The following is a 20,072-nucleotide window of genomic DNA, read 5'->3' as shown; positions in this document are numbered from 1 at the left end:
CGAGGCTTACACGAACGCGCTCTGGCCGGTGATCGCCTTCCCGACGATCAGCGTGTTCATCTCCCGCGTGCCTTCGAACGAGTAGATCGCCTCGGCGTCGGTGAAGAACCGCATGATGTCGTTGTCCAGCACGATCCCGTTGCCGCCGAAGATCTCGCGGCCCCAGGCGACGACCTCCCGCATCCGCGAGGTCACGAAGGCCTTCGCGAGCGATGAGTGTTCGTCCTTGAAGATCCCGGCGTCCTGCAGCCTGGCCAGCTGCACCAGCATGCCCCACGACGCGGTGATGTTGCCGAGGCTCTTCACCAGCAGATCCTGCACCAGCTGGAACCGCGCGATCGGACGGCCGAACTGCTCGCGCTCCTTGGCGTAGTCCAGCGCCAGTTCGTAGGCGCCGACCATCACGCCCAGCGCCTGCCAGGCCACGCCGCCGCGGGTCGCGCGCAGGATCTCGGCGACGTCGCGGAACGAGTCGATGCCCTGCAGCCGGTTGGCCTCCGGCACCCGCACGTCGGTCAGCGTGATCTCGGCGTTCTCCACGATCCGGAACGCGAACTTGTTCTCGATCTTGACCGGCACGAACCCGGGCGAGTCCTTCTCGACCACGAAACCCTTGACGTGGTTGTCTTCTTCGTCGCGGGCCCACACGATGACGAGATCGGCGAAGGTCGCGTTGCCGATCCATTTCTTGGCACCGTTGAGGATCCAGGTGTCGCCCTCACGGCGGGCCGTGGTGCGCATGCCGCCCGCGACGTCGGATCCGCCGAGCGGTTCGGTCATCGCGAAGGCGCCGATCTTGTCCATCGCCGCCATCGACGGGAGCCAGCGGTCGCGCTGTTCCTGGTCGCCGCCCGAGTAGATGCTGTACATCGCGAGTCCGTTGTGGACACCGAAGAAGGTGGCCACCGACGGGTCCGTGCGGGTCATCTCCATCGCCATCATGCCGCTGAGCAGGTGGCTGGTGGCCGGAAGGTGCTCGCCGTAGCCCTCGTAAGGCAGTCCGGCGACGCCGAGTTCGCGGAACTTGCCGACGAGTTCGTGCGGGAACTCGCCCTTGGCCCAGTACTCGTTCACCAGCGGTTTGACCTCGGTGCGCATGAAGTCGCGCGTCTTGAGCAGCAGCTTGCGCTCCTCTTCCGGCAGCAGGTCCTCGTAGGCGTAGAAGTCGGCGGTCATGTCAGTTCTCCTCCTTGCGATTACTGCCGGCACTGTCCAAAGCGGACAACACCGCGAGCTGCTTGCGGTCGCGCGCCTCGGCCAGTTCCGAGTACGTGGAGGAGCCGTAAGCGGATTCCACGGCTTCGATGAGCCGCTCCTGTTCTTCGGGGTTCTGCGAGGGCGTGCCGAGGCCCGCCCACATTTGCTTCATCGACTTGCCGATGTGCTCGGCCATGTGCCGGTAACCTCCGGGGCCGCCGCCCAGATGCGAGCCGAGGAACGGCCCGACCGTGGACCAGCGGATGCCGAGCGAGTTCGTCATCACCGCGTCCACTTCGGACGGTGAGACGACACCCTGTTCCACCAGGTAGATCGCCTCGCGGCTCAGCGCGTTCTGCAGCCGGTTGCCGACGAAGCCGGGGATCTCCTTGCGTTCCACCACCGGCGTGCGGCCGACGAACCGGTAGAACTCGACGGCGCGGTCCACCGACTCGGCGCTGGTGCGCTCACCGGGGACGACCTCGACCAGCGGGATCAGGTGCGGCGGATTGAACGGGTGCCCGATCAGGACGCGGGACGCGTCGTCCAGTTCCGAGGCGAACGCCGTCGAGGGGATCGCCGAAGACGAGCTGAGCAGCAGCGCGTGCGACGGCGCCTCGCGGACCAGGGTCGCGAACAGCTCCTTCTTGAACTCGACGTTCTCGGGTCCGTTCTCCTGCACGACATCCGCGTTCCGGACGGCTTCGGAGACGTCAGCGGCGAGGTGGACGCGAGGGGCGAGGTCCGCGGCGGCCCGGCCGAGATGCGGGGCGAACGTCTCCAGCGCGCCGGCGACGGCGTCGGCGAGATCGGGCCGCGGATCCGAGACCCGGACCTCCATGCCGTGCGCGGCGAACAACGCCGTCCACGACAGGCCGATGGTGCCCGCGCCGGCCACCGCGGCGGTGCGAAAAGTCATGACCGAGCTCCCTTCAGGTAGTCGAAGACCGGCTTGACCGGGGCGAGTGTCAGGTCGGTGAGGATGTGGCTCGCCGCGACGACCTCCAGTACCGGGAGATCGGCGAGCGGGGCCAGCACGTGCTGGAACAGTTGCAGCCGCGCCGGCCCGGTCCACGCTTCCTTGACCACCACGTCGGTGATCTCGGTGCGGACCAGTTCGAAGACCCGGGGCGAACCGTCGTAGTCCGGGATGGTCTTGAGCATGAACGTCGGCACGGTGATCTGCGCCTCGGCCTCGGCCACGTCCAGCCGGTGGTGTTTGTAGCCCATGGTCGCGGTCGCGACGCGCTGGCTGCCGTAGTCGAGCGTCCCGACGAGCGCGCCGTTCTCGGCGAACAACCTCGGCGAGCCGATGGTCTTCGGGTAGGCGCTGATCTCGCGGCCGGACGCGGTGGCGGGGAAGTTGTCGAGGTACATCGCGTGCAGGTACTCGCCGCGCTCGCCCTCGAATTTCACCGGGATCGCCTGCCCGGACTCGGTGTAGGGCCCGTAACCGCTGACGTCGCCCATCTTCATCACCTCGAACCGCACCAGCGGTTCGTCGATTTCCAGCGGTTCCGGCACGACGGCGCGCAGGGCGTCGGCGTCGGTGCGGTAGACGATGTTCAGGTACTCGCGGTTCGTGAACCGGGGCACCACCGGGGCGTACGCCGGGTTCGTGAGCGGCGTGGTCACATGCCGGAGAACGTCTTGTTGCTTCATTTCACTCACCTGTCCACTGTGGAACGCGGCGCTCGGCGAAGGCCTGCATGCCCTCGCGGACGTCGGCCGACTTCATCAACGCCGGCAGCTCCGAACGCTGGGTGGCAAACGCTTGCGCGTCGGGGACTCCGTCGGCGGCGCGGACGATCTTCTTGACCAGTGCCAGCGCCAGGGGAGCGTTGGCGGCGACCTGTTCGGCCAGTTGCAGGGCGACCGCGGCGGCTTCACCGCTCGGGACGACCCGGTTCACCAGACCGAGCTGTCCGGCGCGTTCGGCGCCGATCGGCTCGCCGGTGAGCAGGAACTCCATCGCCAGGTGGTGCGGGATCCGCTTCGGCAGCCGGATCACGCCACCACCGGCGGCGATCAGCCCGCGTTTCACCTCGGGCAGCCCGAACTTGGCGTCTTCGGCGGCGACGATCAGATCGCAGCCCAGCGCCAGTTCGAAGCCGCCGCCCATCGCCCAGCCTTCGACGGCCGCGATCAGCGGCTTCGACAGCTCGGCCTCGGTCAGCCCGCCGAACCCGCGGCCGGGAATCTCGGGCGACTCACCTTCCAGTGCCGCCTTGAGGTCCATTCCGGCGCTGAACGAACCGTCCGCGCCGGTCAGGACCCCGGCCCGCAGCGCGGGATCGGACTCCAGCAGATCGAGGGCTTCGGCCAGACCGGCGGCGACGGCGGCGTTCACCGCGTTGCGGGCCTGGGGCCGGTCGATCGTGATCAGCAGCGTGCCGCCGACCTTCTCTGTCCGTACTTCGGTGCTCATGGTTTCTTCCTCAGCGAGTGGTGGTGAGTTCGCGCAGGACCTCATCGGTGTCCTGACCCGGCAAGGGAGCCAGCCGCCGGACGGAACCGGGGGTCGCGGAGAACTTCACCGGGATGCCGATGGTGCGGATCGAGCCCTCGCTCGGGTGCTCGACGACGTCGAGCAGGTGGCCGTCGCGGACGTATTCGTCGTCCTGCGCCTTGTCGAGTTCGAGGACGGGGGCCATCGGGATGCTGTGCTTCGCGCAGACCTCGGTCCACTCCTCGGTGGTCAGCGCCGGGGCGCATTCGGCGATCATCGCGGCCAGCGCCTCGTGGTCGGCGCCGTCGATCGCGTCGCCGTTGACCCGGGGGTCCTCGGCCAGTTCCGGCCGCCCGGCGGCGTGGAAGAAGTCGCGGAAGTTCCGCGGGTTGTACGGGATCACGCAGGCCATGCCGTCCTTGGTGTGCACCGCCTGGTGGCCGGGATTCATGGACGGGCCGAAGCCGGTCGGGCCCTCCGCGGGCTCGAAGACGTGTCCGGCGAGGTGTTCGACGAGGTTGAACGCGATCAGCGTGTCGGTCATCGGGATCTCGACCCGCTGGCCCTCACCGGTCCGGTCACGGTGCACCAGCGCGGCGAGCACGGTGTAGGCGATGGTCAGGGAGGAGACCTTGTCGCCGATGATCGTCGGCAGGTAGACCGGCTTGCCCAACGCGCGGTTCGCGACGTCGACCAGCCCGGACGACGCCTGCACGGTCTCGTCGTAGGCGGCGTGCCCCGCGCGGTCGGAGTCGCCGCGGAACCCTTGCGCGTGGGCGTAGACCAGGCCGGGATTGCGCGCGGCGACGTCGTCGTAGTTCATGCCGAGCCTGCTCAGCGCGCCGGGGCGCATGTTGGTGATCAGCACGTCGGCGGTCTCGATCAGCTTGAGCGCCTGCTCGCGTTCCTCTTCGTCCTTGAGATTGAGGGCGACGCTGCGCTTGTTGCGGTTCACGTTCAGGTTGAGCGGCGTCATCCCCGGTGTCGTGCGGAACCTGCCCACCCGCACGGTGTCGGCCGGGGACTCGATCTTGATCACGTCGGCGCCGAGGTCGCCGAGGATCTGCGCGGCGTACGGGCCCATGACCACCGTCGAGAGGTCGATCACGCGAACGCCGTCCAGGGGTCCGGTAGCGGTTTGTGTCATTTTGCTTCCCTTCGCCGTTGTTCGCTCTACAACCGAAGTTAGGCGCGAATAGGGAAAAAGGGAATGATCAAGAAACGAAGAATGGTATGACCGCAGCGGTCATACCATTCTTGCGGGATTCGATTTCGCCGAGTAGGGCAAGGTGTTGTTCTGCTCTGGTCGTGCCGGTCTCTGGCGTTGCGAAAGCCACTTTCGCAACCTTCAGCGTTGCGAAAGTGGCTTTCGCAACACCGTCTTCCCGCCAGGCTGCCGCGCGCTGCGGGGTCTCGATCAGGTCGAAAGCGGTTCGTCGAAGATCTCGCGCGCCCCGGCGACCAGTTCGGCGAGGTCGCCCTCCTCGGCGCGGTCGCGCCGCCAGACCAGCGCCGTCTCCAGCTGAGGCCGGAAATCCGAGAACGGGAGGACGGTGGCGCCGTCGACGAGGAACAGATGCATCGGGCTGGCCGGGTCGAGCATCGTGATCGAGAACGACGAGCCGTTCGCCACCAGCTCGGAAATGCCCGAATATTCGGTTCCGCCGACTTTGAGCCTTTTCTTGATGCCCGCTTTCGACAGGGTGTGGTCCATATCGTCCGAATAGGCCGGAATGCTTTCCGAGGCGGACGGGATATAGGACAGATCGCTCAATTCGGCGATGGTGACGGTCTCCCGGCCGGCGAACCGGCCGGCCGGGACGACGGCGCCGAGCCGCTCCACCTGCACCGGGACGATTTCCAGCGCGGGATCGGTGACCGGCATCCGGACCAGCGACAACGCCAGCTTGCCCTCGTGCACCGCGGCGACCAGATCGGGTGTCGTCCCCGGCCAGCGCTTGAGTTCGAAGCGGTCGCGGCAGCGTTCTTCGAGGCGTTTGACCCGTTCCCGCAGCGCCGGGTGCACGCCGGCGGGCATGCCGACGAACACGGTGCTCCGCCGGGGTTTCACCGCCTCCTGCAACCGCCAGGGGATCGCGTTGACCTGTTCGAGGACGTCCCGCGCGATCGGCAGCAGCGCGGTGCCCGCCGCGGTGAGCGTGACGTGATGCGTGCTGCGGTCGAACAGCCGGTGCCCCAGTTCGTGTTCGAGATCCTTGATGCGCTGGCTCAGCGGGGAGGCGGCCATATGCAGTCTGCGGGCCGCCTGGGAGAAGTTCAGTTCCTCGGCGACGGCCACGAAATACCGCAGGTGCAACATCTCCACGTGCTCACCCTAGGCCGTGCCCGCTGAGCCCGCTCGCGGTCTTCGGGTCCAGGCGGCCGCTGGTGGTACGGGCGGACCCGGTACGAGGGCAGTCCGCCCGCACCGCCAGGAACCACCTGGACCTCGAAGCCCATCGAGCGGGCTCAGCGGGCACGGTCTAACCGGAACGCCACGGTGAACGCGGCCCCGCCTTCGGGCGCCGGGCCCGCCGTCAGCGTCCCGCCCATCCGGGTGACCAGCCCGTGTGCCAGCGCGAGCCCGATACCCGAACCGACCGGGCGGCGGTCGCGATACCGCTGATTCAGCACCCCGCGCTCGAACGCGACCGGGTAGTCCTCCGGCGCCAGGCCTGGCCCGCCGTCCCGCACCGCCAGCCGGGCCTGCCCGCCGGCCGCCACCAGGGAGAAGACGATCGGCGCGCCCGCCGGGGTCACGCGCAGGGCGTTCTCGGCCAGCCCGTCGACGACCTGGCGGAGCCGCCGCGGATCGGCGACGACCGGCACCTCACCGGGTGGCCGCTCGACCAGCAGCGTGACGTCCTGCCGCGTGCAGCGCAGCCGCCAGACGTCCGCGCATTCGTCGACCAGCGCGGCGAGATCGAGGCGCGCCGGGTCGAGGCGGAATTCGTCCGCGCCGAGCCGTGCGAGCTCCAACAGGTCGCTGACCAGGCGTTCCAGCCGTTCCGCCTCGCGATGGATGGTCCGCCCGGCGCGGCGCGCGTCCTCGCCTTCGGCCACGCCGTCACCGATCGCCTCGGCGAATCCGGTGACGGCGGTGAGCGGCGTCCGCAGTTCGTGCGACACCGAAAGCAGGAACTCGCGCTGGCGCGCCTCGCTGTACCGCAGGGCGTCGGCCAGTTCGTTGACCGATTTCGCGACGTCCGCGACCTCGGACGGGCCTTCGACCGGAACGCGCAGGTCACGGCGCCCGGCCCGCATCCCGTTCGCCACCGACGCGGCCCGGCGCAGCGGCCGCGAGAGCATCCGGCTCAGCAGCAGCCCGGCGATCGCGGCGACCGCCAGCCCGGCGCCGAGCGCGAGCACGGTGTTGCGCACCAACGTCCTGCCGCGCGCCTCGCCGATCTCCGTCGGCTGGACCAGCGCGAACGCGGCCCCTCTCGCGCCCACCGTGCGGACTTCGACGAGGTACTGCCGTCCTTCGACGACCACCGTGCCCGAGCGGGTGAAGCCCGTTTTGGTGGCGGCGATGGCCGCGACCGTCCCGTCGCCGTCGATCGTCCCGTTCGGACGGCGGACGACTACGTCGATCCCTTGCCCCCGAACGACTTCCGCGACCTTGCCGACGCGGAGCCGGTTGCCGATGCCGGTCTCGTCGAGCTGGCTCGCGACCACGTCGGCCTGCGCCGAAAGCGACTGCCGGAGCACGTCGCTTCCGGTCGTGCGGATGAGCCTGGCCGCGATCAGCCCGGCGACCACCACCGCGACGGCGGCGACCGCGAGGCACACCACGGTGATCCGCAGCGCGAGCGAGGTCCGGTTCATCCGGCGTCCGCCGCGTAACCGATCCCGCGGACCGTCCTGATCGGACTGTGCTCGCCCAGTTTCCCGCGCAGCTGGGCGATGTGGACGTCGACGGTCCGCGTGCCCGCCGACGCCGCGTAACCCCAGACGGAACTGAGCAGCTGCTCGCGGCTGAACACCTGACCGGGCCGCCGCACCAGATGGGTGAGCAGCTCGAACTCGGTCGACGTCAGCGCGATCTCGGTGTCGGCGGCCCAGGCACGACGCTGGGTGACATCGACGCGGACGCCGCCCGCCGCATAGGTCTCGGCGGGCGGAGGTGCTCCGGCGGCGCGACGCAGGACGGTCCGGACCCTTGCCGAGAGTTCACGCGGGCTGAACGGTTTCGTCAGGTAGTCGTCGGCGCCGATCTCCAGACCCAGCAAGCGATCGAGCTCGTCGTCGCGCGCGGTCACGAACAGCACCGGCGTCCAGTCGCCGTCCGCGCGCAGGGTGCGGCAGATCTCGATACCGTCCATTCCGGACAGTCCGATGTCGAGCACGATCGCGACCGGGCGCAGCCGTCGGATCGTGGCCAGTGCCGCGCCGCCGTCCGCCTCCACGTGCACGCCGAACCCGTCCCGCCGCAGGTACAGCGAAGCGAGTTCGGCGATCGCGGGGTCGTCCTCGACGACCAGCACCAGCCCGCGTCCCGGTTGTGTCGTCACCGGCCGATCCTGTCACGGGGCGGGGTCGCCGGCCATGTCCTGCTCGATCGAGTCGAGGGTGTGCCGGACATCGTTCAGCTCACCCGGCGCCGGGCTCGAAGCGGGCTCGTCGTCGGTGCACCCGGCCGCGCCGAAGAGCGCGAGCGCGGTCAAACCCGCGGCCAGGAGACGTTTCACTTGCCGGCCTTGCAGTGCGCGCCCGCGAACGCGTCGAGCTTCTGCTTCGCCGCGGTGAGCTCGGGCAGCCTGCCATTGCGCTTGTCGGCGCGCTTCTGCAGCCTGTCGGCGGCGTCGTTGTGGCCCTTCTTGCGCTGGCCCTCGGCCCTGGCCTTGAGGTTCGCCACCGAACCGCGGATCTCGGGGCCACCGTTGACGCGTTCGGTGAGCTTGGTGGTGCGCTGGGTGAGCTGCGGCAGCCATTCGGCGCACAGCTGCTGGGACTCTTCGGGGCTCAGCGTGATCGGTGCCTGGGCCGAGGCCGCGGGAGCGAGGGCGACTAGCCCTGCCACGGTCAGGCAGGCGGCGATGGTGTGTTTCAGCATGCGAAGAGCGTCGCGCGGCCGGATACGAGGAATGTGGGGGGAATGTTCGGGTTCGGTAAGCGATACTCGGACGATGGGGCTCAAGAGCTTGACCGTCACCGTGGTGGCGACGCTGCTGCTGACCGCCGCGCCCGCCGTCGCGTCGCCCGCGTTCGTCCTGCGCGACGGCGTCAGCGAGCCGGTGTTCTCCTACGAGAAGGCCATCCGGGAGACCGCCTGGGTGGAGACCGGCCAGGACCTCGACCGCGACGGGCGGGCCGACCGGGTCGCCGCCGACATCATCCGCCCGGCGGAACCGGCCGCGCGCGGGCAGCGCGTTCCGGTGATCATGGACGTCAGCCCGTACTTCGAGAAGGTCGGGCGAGGCAACGAGCGCCAGCCGAAGACGTACCTGCCCGACGGCACGCCGTCGCAGTTCCCGCTCTTCTACGACAACTACTTCGTCCCACGTGGGTACGCGGTCGTGCTGGTCGACGTCGGGGGTACCAACCGCTCGTCCGGGTGCTTCGACGACGTCGCGTCCGGCAACGGCGTCGTGAACTGGCTCAACGGGCGCGCTCAGGCTTTCCGCACGCCGTTCGGGCCCGAGCGCGTGCGGGCGGAGTGGGCGAACGGGTCGGTCGGCGCGATCGGGAAGTCGCAGGACGGGGCGACGGCGATCGGGATGGCCGCGTCCGGGATCGAAGGCCTGAAGACCATCGTGCCGATCGCCGGGGTCAGTTCGTACTACGAGGTCCACAACTCGCACGGCGCCTACTTCGGGTGGGCGGGCGGTCCCGGCTTCTACAACGAGCGCGCCGAGAAGCTGTGCCGTCCGTTCGAAGAGGACAACGCGCGGCGCGCGGGGACGGACGGGAACTTCAACGAGTACTGGCGCGGGCTCGACTACGTCGCGAAGACCGGCAAGGTGCGTGCGAACGTGTTCGCGTCGATGGGCTTCCACGATCTCAACGTCAACCCGATCCAGTTCGGGCCGTGGTGGGAGGCGCTGAACTTCTACGGCGTGCCGCGCAAGGCGTGGCTGCACCAGGCGGCGCACGTCGACCCGTTCGACCTCGACCGGTCGCGGTTCGTGCGGACGCTGCACCGCTGGTTCGACCGCTGGCTGCTCGGTGTCCGCAACGGTGTCGAGACCGAACCCGCGATCCGGATCGAGCACACCCCGGATCGCTGGACCGACGAACACCACTGGCCGCCCGCCACCCAGGCGCGCGTGTGGTGGCCCGCGGTGTCGGGCGGGCTGGGGAATCGCCCGTCGTCAGGCACGGCGTCGGTGAACGACGATCCGGCGCGCGGGGCGTCGCAGTGGGTGGAGAACCCGTCGGAGCCGAGTCCGGATCGGCTCGTTTTCGCAGGTGAACCCGTGCGCACGAACACTCGCGTCGCCGGGACCGCCGCCGTCACGGTGACCGCCCGCTCGGACAAACCCGCCGCACGGATCGGCGCGGTACTGGTCGACTACGGCCCCGCGACCGCGCGGAACACGAAATTCCCCGCGCTCGGCACGAAGAACCTGACGACCCGCTCCTGCTGGGGCGCGGGCACCGCCGCGGACACCGGCTGCTTCCTCGACACCGCCGCGGATCTGACCACTGTGGACAGACGGATCGTCGCGACCGGCTGGGCGGATCTCGGCCACCACCGCTCACTGTGGCGCGGCGAACCGCTCGTGCCCGGCAAGGCGTACACGATGACCTTCCGGCTGAGCAGCCTCGACCACGTCGTCCCGGCGGGGCACCGGCTGGCGCTCGTCCTCGGCGGGACCGACGGGGACATGTTCGACCCGGCGCTGCCCGCGCTCGGTTCCCGGGTGACGTTCGAGCTGGGCGGGACTTCGCTCTCGGTGCCGGTCGTCGGCCGCGTTTAGTCCTCTGAATGCGGGAGAAGGAACGGCAGCGGCATTACCCCGGCATTCGAGCCTCGTGGCGCGGGCCTCGCGCGGCGCACCATAAAGTAGGCGCATGGCCGCCCCACGACGCACACAGGAGGAACGCAGCGCCGCGATGCGCGTCAGGCTGCTCGACGCCACGATCGACTGCCTCGTCGAATACGGCTACGCGGGCACCACGACCACCCGCGTCGCGGATCGCGCCGGCGTGACCCGCGGCGCGCAGGTGCACCATTTCCCGACGAAGACCGACCTCGTCACCTCCGCGATCCGGCATCTCGCGGCCAAGCGCACCGAGGTCGCGATGGCGGAGATCGACCGGCTCAAGGCGTCGGCGGACCCGGTCGGGGACGCGTTGCAGCTGCTGTGGGAGATGCACCAGGGGCCGGTCTTCTCGGCGACGGTGGAGCTGTGGGTGGCGTCGCGGACCGACGCGGAACTGCGCGCCCAGATGGCGGTGGTCGAGCCGATCGCGACGAGCAGCCTGGTCGAGTTCGGCAGGGCACTGCTGCCGGACCATTCGGCGCATCCGGAGTTCCTGCACGCGGTGTACACGGCGATGGACGTCGTCCGCGGCATCCTCATCGCCAGCTGGGCGACCCGCGACCAGACCGAACTGGAGGCGCGCTGGGAGCGCGGCCGCCGTCATCTGATCCTGCTGTTCGAGGCGCTGATGCAGCCCACTCCCTCTCGCTAGGCGTGTTACGTGAGCACCGGGTTCGCCGTGAGCGCCGTCGTCGCCGGCGCGCTGAGCCCGGTACTCGCGCCCGTGGTCGCCCTGGTGCCGCTCGCGCTGGCGGAGGTCCTCTCCCTTCTTCCGCCCGCCGCGCAGCACTGGGACACCCTGCGCCAGGCCCGTCTGCGCCTCGCCGCGTGCAATGAAGGCGTCCTTCATCGCAAAATTCGCAATGAAGGGGCCTTTCATAGCACCGGCGGGGTGCGGATCCGCAACGCCGACCTCGGCTGGCCCGGTACCGAGCGCCCGGTCCTCACCGGCGTCGACCTCGACATCCCACCCGGTACGCACATCGCCGTCGTCGGCCCGAGCGGTGTTACTCTCCCAGAGAGAGTGAGGAGGTCACGTGCTCGGAAACCCGTACGATCCCGATTGCCCGACCCGCGCGCTGCTCGACCGCATCGGCGATCAGTGGACCGTGCTGATCGTCGGCGTGCTCGGCGACGGCCCGCTCCGGTTCACCGAGATCGGCAAACGCGTGCGCGGCATCTCGCAGAAGGTCCTCACCCAGACGTTGCGCAGCCTCGTCCGCGACGGCATCCTGACGCGCACGGCGTACCCGGAGATCCCTCCGCACGTCGAGTACGAGCTGACCGCGCTCGGCCGCAACCTCGCCGAACCGCTCGAGATGCTCGACAAGTGGGCTCGCGTCCACATGGGCGAAGTGCTCGACGCCCGCCGAGCCCACGATGAGAAGCTCAGCGCTTGACCAGACCGGCCTCGTGCGCCAGCAGGCCGGCCTGGGTCCGGTTGGCGCAGCCCAGTTTGACCAGCATCCGCGACACGTAGCTCTTCACCGTCGCCTCCGCCAGGTGCAGCCGCGTCGCGATGTCCGCATTGGACAGTCCTTCGCCGAGGCAGGACAGGACATCCGTCTCCCGCTCGGTCAGCCCTTGGGTCTTCCGCTGCGCGTCGTCGCCGCGACGGCGTCCGTCGGCCGACATCGCCACCAGCCGTCGCGCGGCTTCGGGCGAGAGCACGGTGTGCCCGTCGGCGGCGACGCGGACCAGGCCGATGAGATCCTCGGGCGGCGTCGACTTCACCAGGAAACCGGCCGCCCCCGCCCGCAGCGCGCGGATGACGTAGGTGTCCGCGTCGAACGTCGTCAGCGCGACGACCGCGGGCGGATCCGGGAGCTTCGCGATCCGCTCGATGGCGGTCAGCCCGTCGACGCCGGGCATCCGCAGGTCCATCAGCACCACCCGCGGCCGGTGCCGGAGCACGGCTTCGACCGCCTCGGCGCCGTCCTGTGCCTGCGCCACGACCTCGATGTCGGCCGCGGAACCGAGGATCGTCCGCAGATGCGCGCAGACCATCGGCTCGTCATCGACGACGACCACCCGGATCACGCATCTCCCTCCGTGGTCGGGACGTAGGCGGGCAGTATCGCATCGACGCGGTATCCGCCGCCCGTCGCCGGACCGGCGTCCAACCGGCCGCCGATCAGCGCGACGCGTTGCCGCAGCCCGGCCAGCCCCACGCCCGAACCGCTGCCTGCCAGCGCCGGGTCCGGTGCGGCGCCTGCCCGCGTGTTCTCCACCGCGACGTCCAGCCCGTCCGCGTGATACCGGAGTTCGACGGTCGCGGTCGAACCCGGCGCGTGCTTGCGGACGTTCGTCAGCGCTTCCTGGACGACGCGGTACGCCGTGCGGGCGACGGTGGCGGAGATCCGCCCGGGATCGCCGTGCACCTTCAGTTCGGTCGGGATGCCCACCGAAGCCGATTCCGTGACCAGCGTCGCGGGATCGCCCACCGCGCCGTCGGTGAGCGTTCGCGGCCCGGCGTTCGCGCCGTTGCGCAGTACACCGACCAGATCGCGCAGTTCGTCCAGCGCCAGCGCCCCTTCCCGCCGGATGTCCTCGGCGGAGGAACGGACCGCCTCGTCCGCCGAGACGACGCCGAGCGCCCCGGCGTGCAGCACCATCAGGCTCAGCCGATGGGTGACGACGTCGTGCATCTCCTCCGCCAGTTTCCGCCGCTCTTCGGCGCGGGCGCGTTCGGCGAGCAGATGCTGTTCTCGTTCGGCCCGTTCGGCCCGGTCCCGCAGCGAGCGCAGCAACTGGCGCCGCGCCTCGAAGTACAGCGAAAGTGTGGTGGGCAGCGCCGTGTTCAGCAGACCGAACGGGGTGGTGTTCCAGTGCGCGTCCCACGGCCGCGAAGCGCAGGCGATCAGGATCGCGGTCAACCAGAGCAGGGTCCGCCGGTCGATCAGGCGGGCCAGCCTGCTCAGCACCACCGGGGTGATCGTCGGGACCGTCATCAGCGTCAGCTGCCGGACCGGCACCAGCAGCCCCGGGGCGAACAGGTCGGAGGCGAGCATCAGCAGCGCCCCTGCCGTGACCAGGCCCGCGACCAGCCTCGGGAACCGGGGCAACAAGATCAGCGAGAGATCGAGCAGCACCTGCAGGGTGACGCCCGCGGCCGGGCCCGCCCAGCCGGTCGTCGGGTCGCCGAACACGTACAACGTGATGTCCAGGCCCACGAACGCGAACGCGGCCAGGGCCAGCCACAGGGTGTCGACCGGACCGGGCCGGAACGGCCTGCTTCTCTCCACCGGGTCACGGTAGCCAGGCGTGACCGACGGTGGTGTGGTCCCGCAACTTTCGTCTATCCGGTGACCCTCTTTACCCGGTTTCCCGCCGGGGCCGCCTCCGGTGGACTGGAGATCATGAGCAATGCGACCCAGACCGTCCGGACCGGACAGGTACGGGCTTTCGCCCGCTTACCGGTGCTCGTCGTCGCCGCGCTGGCCGGAGCCGCGCTGCTGGCCACCAGCGGCCGGTACGCGCACGGCTTCGACGAGCTCTACTTCCTGATAGCGGGCAGGGATCACTTGGCGTGGGGGTATTTCGACCAGCCACCGTTGGTTCCCGCGCTGGCCGGGGCGATGGACTCGCTGTTCCCCGGGTCACTCGTGGCGTTGCGACTGCCGGTGACGCTGGCCGCGGCGGGCGGGGTGGTGGTCACCGCGCTGATCACCAGGGAACTGGGCGGCGGCCGTGGCGCGCAGGTGCTCGCGGCCGGGCTCTATGCGACGTCCGGCGTGATCATCGCGAGCCACTGGATCGGCACCTACATCCTGGATCCGTTCCTGTGGACGGTGCTCGCCTGGCTCGTGGTCCGCTGGGTGCGGACCCGGCGTGACGGGCTGCTGGTCTGGGCGGGGGTGGTCACCGCGGTGTCACTGCAGACGAAATTCCTCGTTCCCGCCTTCTGGGCGCTGGTGCTGGTGAGCGCGCTCGTGATCGGGCCGAGGGAACTCGTGCGGCGGCCGAAGTTGTGGCTGGGCGCCGGGATCGCCGTCGTCGCCACGATCCCGACCCTGCTCTGGCAGGCGAAGAACGGCTGGCCGTACCTGATCATGAACGACGTCGTCAAGGCGGAATTCCCCGGCACCTTGGCGTTTCTCCGCGACGGTGTGCTGGGGGCGGGCGTCGGTGCCGGGGTGCTCGCGTTCCTGTACGGCCTGGTCCTGCTGACCGGGTCACGAAGGATGCGCGACCATCGTTTCCTGGGGGTGGCGATAGTCGCGCTCATCGTGGCTTTCCTGCTGTCGCACGGGCGTTCGTACTATCTGATGGGCGTCTACGCGCTGCCGTTCGCCGCCGCGGCGACGGGTTTCGTGAAGCACGTTCCGCGGTGGCGGCTGGTGGCCTGGCCCGTCCTCGTGCTCTCGGCCGTGATCACCCTCGTGGGGCTGCCGATCTTTCCGGCGAGCATGGCCAGGACGAGCGTCGGCCCGGTCAATCTGGGCACCGCTTTCGCCGGTGGTGAGCTGCCGCAACAGGAACTGGTCAAGGCGGTCGGCGAAACCTACGCCGCCTTGCCGCCGGAACAGCGAGCGCGCACCGCCGTCTACGCCGAGATCTACCCGTTCGCCGCCGCGACCGAGTTCTACGGCCCGCGGTACGGCGTCGAGCACGTCTACAGTGGCCACCGGGGCTACTGGTACTTCGACAAACCGCCTGAAACCGCGGACAGCGTGCTGTTCCTCGGTTTCGATCCGGAGCTGCTCCGGCCCTACTTCGCCGAGGTGACCCCGGTGGTGGAGGGACTGCTGTGGCGGTACGACGGCAGACGGGGTTCGTGGGACGAGCTCTGGCCGAAGCTGGAAAGGCATTGACGATGACCGAACTTTTCTTACCCGCCAAGGCGTACCTGCTCGCCTGCGACGTCGCCAAGGGCAAGCTGCGGGACCGGCACCGGGCGAGCCTGCTCATCCGCGGTGCCGCGATGACCGACCTCGCGCTGCGGGGGCGGGTGACCGACGCGGACGGCAGGGTCGCGGTTTCCGGCGCCGGGCAGACCGGCGACCTCGTCCTCGACGAGCTGCTCGCCGAGATGGCCGGGGAACGCCCCCGCAAGTGGAAATGGTGGGTGCGCAAGAACGCGCGCGGGACTTTGGAGTCGCTGGAGTCCCGGCTCGAGGCGGCGGGCGTGATCGAATTGGAGACCGGCCGGACACTGGGCCTGTTCCCCTCGCGCCGTCCGATGGTGCGGGACCCCGCCGTCGTCGAGCGGTTGCGGGCACTGGTCGATCAGGCACTGCGCGGGTCTTCACCGGTGTCCGATGTGGACGCCGCGCTGACCGCGCTGGTGGCCGCCGTCGAACTCCGTGACGTGATCCCCGGCCGGGACAGGCGCCGGTACAAGGACCGGCTCAAGGAGCTGAACGAGCAGGGCGGGGACGCGGTGCCGGCGCTGCGCGAACTGTTCAAGGAGATGCGCGCCGTGCAGGCGACGGTCGCGTCTTCACACGGCGGAAGCTGAGCCGAACAGCCGGTCGAGGTAATAGTCCACAGTGGACAGCGCCTCGTCCGGAGTGCGGTGCTCCATCACGATGTTGGTGCCCTGCGAATCGGCGAGTGCCCAGAGGATCGCGGATTCGTGCATCGGGTCGGCCGACTTGTCGACATCGCCCGCGTCCTGCCCCTGGCGGATCAGGAGGGCGAACAGGTCGAACAGCTGGGGGACGCCGTCGGTGAACGCGGCCGCGAACGAGGGATCGGAGATCGCGCGGATGAAGAACGCGACCCCCATCAGCCAGTCACCGCGCCTGCGCTCGTCGAGCGGCAGGATCTCGGTCATGATCGCGCGGAGGATGGCCTTGGGCGTCGAAGGGAGTTCGCCGGCCTCCAACTGGGCCTTGATGCGCGCCTCGTACACCTGTGAGCGGCGTTCGACGGCGAACAGCAGCATCTCGTCCTTGGTCCTGAAATAGTGCTGCACCAAGCCCATCGACATGCCCGCTTCGGCGGCGACGTGCCGGAGGCTGACTCCTTCGAGGCCTCGCGTGGCCGTCAGTCTCGTCAGCGCCTCGGCGATCTCCGCTCGTCGCGCGGCGTGATCCACCTGCTTCGGCACCTTCACCGCCCGTTCCGCTGTTTGCCATGCGATCGCATGGCCACTAGTGTCCGACGCTATTACGATGCGATCGCATTGTAAACATTCGTCGGGGGTGATTTTCGGTGGAAGCCGAACGGGGGAAGGTGCGGCTGAGGCCGCCGCGGAACGCGCTGGATCAGCGGGTCGTTGGCTGGTGGCGGCTGCAGGGAACGCTTTTCTGGGCCGCGCCGGTGCTGGTACTGGTGGTGCTCGGGCTGCTCATCACGCCCGCGCGGTTGTGGCTGCTGACACCGGCGGCGGTGCTCGCGGCGGCAGGCCTGGCCTGGGTGATCGCGATGCCGCTGTGGTGGTTCAAGGTGCATCGCTGGGAGGTCACGGAGACGGCGGTGTACGCGCGCTCCGGGTTCTTCTGGCAGGAGTGGCGGGTCGCGCCGATGTCACGGATCCAGACCGTGGACACGCTGCGCGGGCCGCTGCAGCAGCTGTTCAAGCTCGCGACCGTCACGGTCACCACGGCGTCGGCGCGGGGCGCGGTCAAGATCCGCGGCCTCGACCACGAACTGGCCGCGAGCCTGGCGGAGCAGCTCACCGAGACGACGCAGGCGACGCCGGGGGACGCGACATGACCTCGGGCGAGTTCGAGGGCTGGAACACGCTCGACAAGCGGACGCTCGCCGTCACCGCGCTGATGATGACCGGCGCGGCCGTCGGTGCCGCGATCCCGACCACGATCGCCATCGTGGGCGGCGGCGCGAGGTTCTGGGTCGCGCTCGTCTGGGTGGTCGCGGGCGCGGTGGTCCTCATCGGCGGCGGCGTGCTGGCGGAGCTGTTCTACTGGAAGGGAGTGCGCTACCGGGTCACCCCGGACCGCATGGAGACGGCGTTCACCCTGGTCTTCCGGTCGCGGAAATCCCTGCAGCGGGAACGGATCCGCAACGTCGACCTGACGGCGAACCCGCTGCACCGGCTGTTCGGTGTCGCGGTGGTGACCATCGGCACCGGCTCGCACGAGTCGGGCGGGCAGGGCCGGATCAAACTCAACCCCGTCTCGCGCGCCGAGGCCGAGCGGCTGCGCACGGACCTGCTGCGCCGCGCGGAAACCGCGGAGGCCGACGAGGACGCGCCGCTCGCCGAGCTGGACCGGAGCTGGATCCGCTACGCGCCGATGTCGTTCCTCACGCCGACGCTGGGGCTCGCCGCGGGCGGCGGCCTGATGCAGGTCTCCGAATGGGCGGGGCTGCAGAAAGGCCTGATCGACTGGGTGATCGGCCTGTTCCGCGGTATCCCGCTGGTGGTGGCGATCCTGATCCTGCTGGCGATCGCGATGGTCGTCGGGCTGGTCGGCGCGCTGGGCCTGTGGATCGAGATGTGGTGGAACTTCCTGCTCGACCGCGAACCCGGCGGCACCCTGCGGGTGCGCCGCGGCCTGTTCACCACGCGCTCGATCTCGATCGAGGAGCGCCGGATGCGCGGCATCGACCTCGTCGAGCCGCTCGGGAACCGGATCTCCGGCGCGGCGAGGGTCGACGCGATCGCCACCGGTATGCGGCAGAGCGACGACAAGGACAAGACCGACTACCACACGCTCCTGCCCGCCGCGCCCGTCGCGACGGCCAACCGGGTCGCCGCGGCGGTCCTGCGCGAACCGGTCTCGCCGACCGAAGCCGTCCGGCTCACCGGCCACCCCCGCGCCGCGCGGGGACGGCTGCTGCGCTGGTGGGTCGGTTCGGTGGTGGTCCTGCTGGCGATCTTCGCGCTCCTCGGCTTCCTGCTGACCGACGTCCTCCTGGTGATCGGCGCCGCGCTCGGTGTCGTGCTGCTGCCGGTGTCGGTGCTGCTGGCGCTGGACGCTTATCGCAACCTGGGGCACGGGATCACCGGGCGGTACCTCGTCGGACGGCACGGGACCGTGCGGCGGAGCACGTTCGCGCTGGAACGCGAAGGCGTGATCGGCTGGACGGTGAAACAGTCGATCTTCCAGCGGCGCAAGGGATTGCTGACCGTCGTGGCGACCACGGCGGCCGGCGGCGGGGCGTACTCGGTCTACGACGCGGGGGAGGAGCAGGGCCTGCTTTTCGCGGAGGAGTCCGTGCCGGAGCTGCTGACGCCCTTCCTGGAACGAGCCTGACGGTTCTGCAGCTCCCTTCGCGTACTTCGGTCGGGTGTCGCGCACGCGGCGGGTGACCTCGACGTTGCGAAAGCCACTTTCGCAACCTTCAACGTTGGGAAAGTGGCTTTCGCAACGCCCAGGCGGCGGTCCAGGCCCGCGCGACACTTCGGTCGCCGCCGAAGCGTCCACTGGCTACCGTCGTGACATGACCGCATTCGCCGCACTGCACGTTCCCGGTTCCCCGCTGCTCCTGCCGAACGTCTGGGAGTTCGGCACGGCCGCCTTCCTGGCCGCACAAGGCTTCCCGGCGCTCGGCACGACCAGTCTCGGGGTTTCGGCCGCCGAGGGCGAGCCGGACGGCGCCCCGTCCTCGAAGGACGCCACCGTCCGGCTGGCGCGGCGGCTCACCGGGCTGGACGCGCTCATCAGCGTCGACCTCGCCGACGGGTTCAGCGAAGACCCGGGCGAGGTCGGCGCGCTGGCGGAGGAGCTCGCCGAAGCCGGTGTCGCGGGCATCAACCTCGAAGACGCCCTCGGCGATCCCGTGCGGCACGCGGCCAAGATCGCGGTGGTCCGGGAACGCGCTCCCGGTCTCTTCGTCAACGCGCGGACGGACACGCATTGGCTGGGGGAGCCCGACGTCGGTACCGCGATCGACCGTTCGCTGTCCTATGTGGACGCAGGTGCCGACGGGGTGTTCGTGCCGGGGCTCGCCGAGCCCGCGGACGTCGAGCGGCTGGTGAAGGCCGTCGGGGTGCCGGTGAACCTGTTGTTCCTGCCCGGCAAGGTCACCGTCGCGCGAGCGGCCGGACTCGGCGTCGCGCGGGTCAGTCTCGGGTCGCTGCCGTACCGGATGGCGCTGGCCGCCACGCTCCGCACGGTCGAGGCCGTTCGCGACGGCGGTGAACTCCCGCTGACCCCGCCCTCGTACGCCGACGTCGCGGCCCTGCTCCCGGAATCTCATTGATCTCGGGAGCGTTCTGCGACTTCAGTTATTGAGGGGCGAGTCAAATGTGGCGCGCTGGAGGCAGAGCGGACTCGCGAACGACCTTACGTCCGCTCAAGCGGGGGTTGCGACGGGGTCGTGAGTGTTTTAGGTCGCTAGAACGACACTTATCACTCACGACCCCCACCCGGAACGAGGCGCCCGCGGCAGCGAGCCAGAGTCCGGCCACGGAGAAGAGCGCGACCACGGCGTAGGTCGGTAGGCAACCGGCGCGACTTGTCCATCAATCGGGAGAAGTATCGATTCCTGCCAATAGGCCTCCTTCAAGACCCAAGGCTCTGAAC

General features: G+C 69.6%; 21 protein-coding genes and 1 pseudogene. 9 read left to right on the top strand and 13 right to left on the bottom strand.

The genetic code is table 11. From position 1 onward, the window contains the following. Positions 1–6: 6 nt before the first annotated feature. The 10 genes from ACLJQ7_RS15070 to ACLJQ7_RS15025 form a co-directional block, all read right to left on the bottom strand. Positions 7–1,176, bottom strand: a complete 1,170-nt coding sequence (locus ACLJQ7_RS15070; protein ID WP_410648827.1) for an acyl-CoA dehydrogenase family protein — start codon at positions 1,174–1,176, stop codon at positions 7–9. A 1-nt stretch (position 1,177) separates the two neighbouring features. Next, entirely contained in the window at positions 1,178–2,116 is a 939-nt protein-coding gene (locus ACLJQ7_RS15065; RefSeq protein ID WP_410648826.1) for a 3-hydroxyacyl-CoA dehydrogenase NAD-binding domain-containing protein, read from the bottom strand. Continuing rightward, the gene (locus ACLJQ7_RS15060) at positions 2,113–2,859 is read right to left on the bottom strand and encodes an acetoacetate decarboxylase (RefSeq protein WP_410648825.1); all 747 of its coding nucleotides are present in this window, start codon (positions 2,857–2,859) and stop codon (positions 2,113–2,115) included. The genes ACLJQ7_RS15065 and ACLJQ7_RS15060 overlap by 4 nt, the downstream gene beginning before the upstream one ends. Before the next feature lies 1 nt (position 2,860). Beyond that, complete coding sequence (locus ACLJQ7_RS15055) at positions 2,861–3,625, bottom strand: crotonase/enoyl-CoA hydratase family protein (protein ID WP_410648824.1); 765 nt, start codon at positions 3,623–3,625, stop codon at positions 2,861–2,863. A 10-nt stretch (positions 3,626–3,635) separates the two neighbouring features. Continuing rightward, entirely contained in the window at positions 3,636–4,793 is a 1,158-nt protein-coding gene (locus ACLJQ7_RS15050) for a CaiB/BaiF CoA transferase family protein (RefSeq protein ID WP_410648823.1), read from the bottom strand. Between the two features lie 270 nt (positions 4,794–5,063). Continuing rightward, a complete protein-coding gene (locus ACLJQ7_RS15045) occupies positions 5,064–5,972 on the bottom strand; it encodes a LysR family transcriptional regulator (protein WP_410648822.1) in 909 nt (302 codons plus the stop codon). Positions 5,973–6,115: 143 nt separating this feature from the next. Next, complete coding sequence (locus ACLJQ7_RS15040; protein ID WP_410648821.1) at positions 6,116–7,474, bottom strand: histidine kinase dimerization/phospho-acceptor domain-containing protein; 1,359 nt, start codon at positions 7,472–7,474, stop codon at positions 6,116–6,118. Continuing rightward, a complete protein-coding gene (locus ACLJQ7_RS15035; RefSeq protein WP_410648820.1) occupies positions 7,471–8,160 on the bottom strand; it encodes a response regulator in 690 nt (229 codons plus the stop codon). Before ACLJQ7_RS15035 ends, ACLJQ7_RS15040 begins: the two co-directional genes overlap by 4 nt. Positions 8,161–8,172: 12 nt before the next feature. Beyond that, positions 8,173–8,337 (bottom strand): hypothetical protein, encoded by a 165-nt coding sequence (locus ACLJQ7_RS15030; RefSeq protein WP_410648819.1) that lies wholly within the window; start codon positions 8,335–8,337, stop codon positions 8,173–8,175. Then, positions 8,334–8,702, bottom strand: a complete 369-nt coding sequence (locus ACLJQ7_RS15025) for a hypothetical protein (RefSeq protein WP_410648818.1) — start codon at positions 8,700–8,702, stop codon at positions 8,334–8,336. Before ACLJQ7_RS15025 ends, ACLJQ7_RS15030 begins: the two co-directional genes overlap by 4 nt. A gap of 73 nt (positions 8,703–8,775) precedes the next feature. Between ACLJQ7_RS15025 and ACLJQ7_RS15020 the strand changes: the two genes are divergently transcribed. The 4 genes and pseudogenes from ACLJQ7_RS15020 (at position 8,776) to ACLJQ7_RS15005 (ending at position 12,035) form a co-directional block, all read left to right on the top strand. Then, positions 8,776–10,569: a CocE/NonD family hydrolase gene (locus tag ACLJQ7_RS15020; RefSeq protein WP_410648817.1), complete on the top strand. Its 1,794-nt coding sequence runs from the start codon at positions 8,776–8,778 to the stop codon at positions 10,567–10,569. A gap of 136 nt (positions 10,570–10,705) precedes the next feature. Next, entirely contained in the window at positions 10,706–11,287 is a 582-nt protein-coding gene (locus tag ACLJQ7_RS15015) for a TetR/AcrR family transcriptional regulator (protein WP_410649202.1), read from the top strand. Further along, a pseudogene (locus ACLJQ7_RS15010) lies at positions 11,288–11,641 on the top strand (glutathione/cysteine ABC transporter permease/ATP-binding protein); the annotation flags it as partial. Positions 11,642–11,672: 31 nt separating this feature from the next. Then, positions 11,673–12,035: a winged helix-turn-helix transcriptional regulator gene (locus ACLJQ7_RS15005; protein WP_410648816.1), complete on the top strand. Its 363-nt coding sequence runs from the start codon at positions 11,673–11,675 to the stop codon at positions 12,033–12,035. On the opposite strand, the gene ACLJQ7_RS15000 is transcribed toward ACLJQ7_RS15005, so the two are convergent. Then, positions 12,025–12,675 (bottom strand): response regulator, encoded by a 651-nt coding sequence (locus ACLJQ7_RS15000; RefSeq protein ID WP_410648815.1) that lies wholly within the window; start codon positions 12,673–12,675, stop codon positions 12,025–12,027. The genes ACLJQ7_RS15005 and ACLJQ7_RS15000 overlap by 11 nt on opposite strands. Then, positions 12,672–13,880 (bottom strand): sensor histidine kinase, encoded by a 1,209-nt coding sequence (locus ACLJQ7_RS14995; RefSeq protein WP_410648814.1) that lies wholly within the window; start codon positions 13,878–13,880, stop codon positions 12,672–12,674. Before ACLJQ7_RS14995 ends, ACLJQ7_RS15000 begins: the two co-directional genes overlap by 4 nt. 114 nt (positions 13,881–13,994) lie before the next feature. On the opposite strand from ACLJQ7_RS14995, the gene ACLJQ7_RS14990 reads away from it, so the two are divergent. Next, positions 13,995–15,449, top strand: a complete 1,455-nt coding sequence (locus tag ACLJQ7_RS14990; protein WP_410648813.1) for an ArnT family glycosyltransferase — start codon at positions 13,995–13,997, stop codon at positions 15,447–15,449. A 2-nt stretch (positions 15,450–15,451) separates the two neighbouring features. Then, positions 15,452–16,096: a GOLPH3/VPS74 family protein gene (locus tag ACLJQ7_RS14985; protein ID WP_410648812.1), complete on the top strand. Its 645-nt coding sequence runs from the start codon at positions 15,452–15,454 to the stop codon at positions 16,094–16,096. Here the strand turns inward: ACLJQ7_RS14985 and ACLJQ7_RS14980 are convergent. Further along, on the bottom strand, positions 16,079–16,696 hold the full coding sequence (locus ACLJQ7_RS14980; RefSeq protein WP_410648811.1) for a TetR/AcrR family transcriptional regulator: 618 nt from the start codon (positions 16,694–16,696) through the stop codon (positions 16,079–16,081). The genes ACLJQ7_RS14985 and ACLJQ7_RS14980 overlap by 18 nt on opposite strands. Before the next feature lie 98 nt (positions 16,697–16,794). On the opposite strand from ACLJQ7_RS14980, the gene ACLJQ7_RS14975 reads away from it, so the two are divergent. The 3 genes from ACLJQ7_RS14975 (at position 16,795) to ACLJQ7_RS14965 (ending at position 19,749) form a co-directional block, all read left to right on the top strand. Continuing rightward, positions 16,795–17,298 (top strand): PH domain-containing protein, encoded by a 504-nt coding sequence (locus ACLJQ7_RS14975; RefSeq protein WP_410648810.1) that lies wholly within the window; start codon positions 16,795–16,797, stop codon positions 17,296–17,298. After that, positions 17,295–18,800 (top strand): PH domain-containing protein, encoded by a 1,506-nt coding sequence (locus tag ACLJQ7_RS14970; protein WP_410648809.1) that lies wholly within the window; start codon positions 17,295–17,297, stop codon positions 18,798–18,800. Before ACLJQ7_RS14975 ends, ACLJQ7_RS14970 begins: the two co-directional genes overlap by 4 nt. A gap of 187 nt (positions 18,801–18,987) precedes the next feature. Next, a complete protein-coding gene (locus ACLJQ7_RS14965) occupies positions 18,988–19,749 on the top strand; it encodes an isocitrate lyase/phosphoenolpyruvate mutase family protein (RefSeq protein WP_410648808.1) in 762 nt (253 codons plus the stop codon). Positions 19,750–20,072: the final 323 nt, after the last annotated feature.

The organism is Amycolatopsis sp. cmx-4-54 (assembly GCF_046548895.1).
Lineage (GTDB): Bacteria > Actinomycetota > Actinomycetes > Mycobacteriales > Pseudonocardiaceae > Amycolatopsis.
Note: the sequence above shows the minus strand (reverse complement) of the source record. Positions and strands in the feature narration are given on the sequence as shown.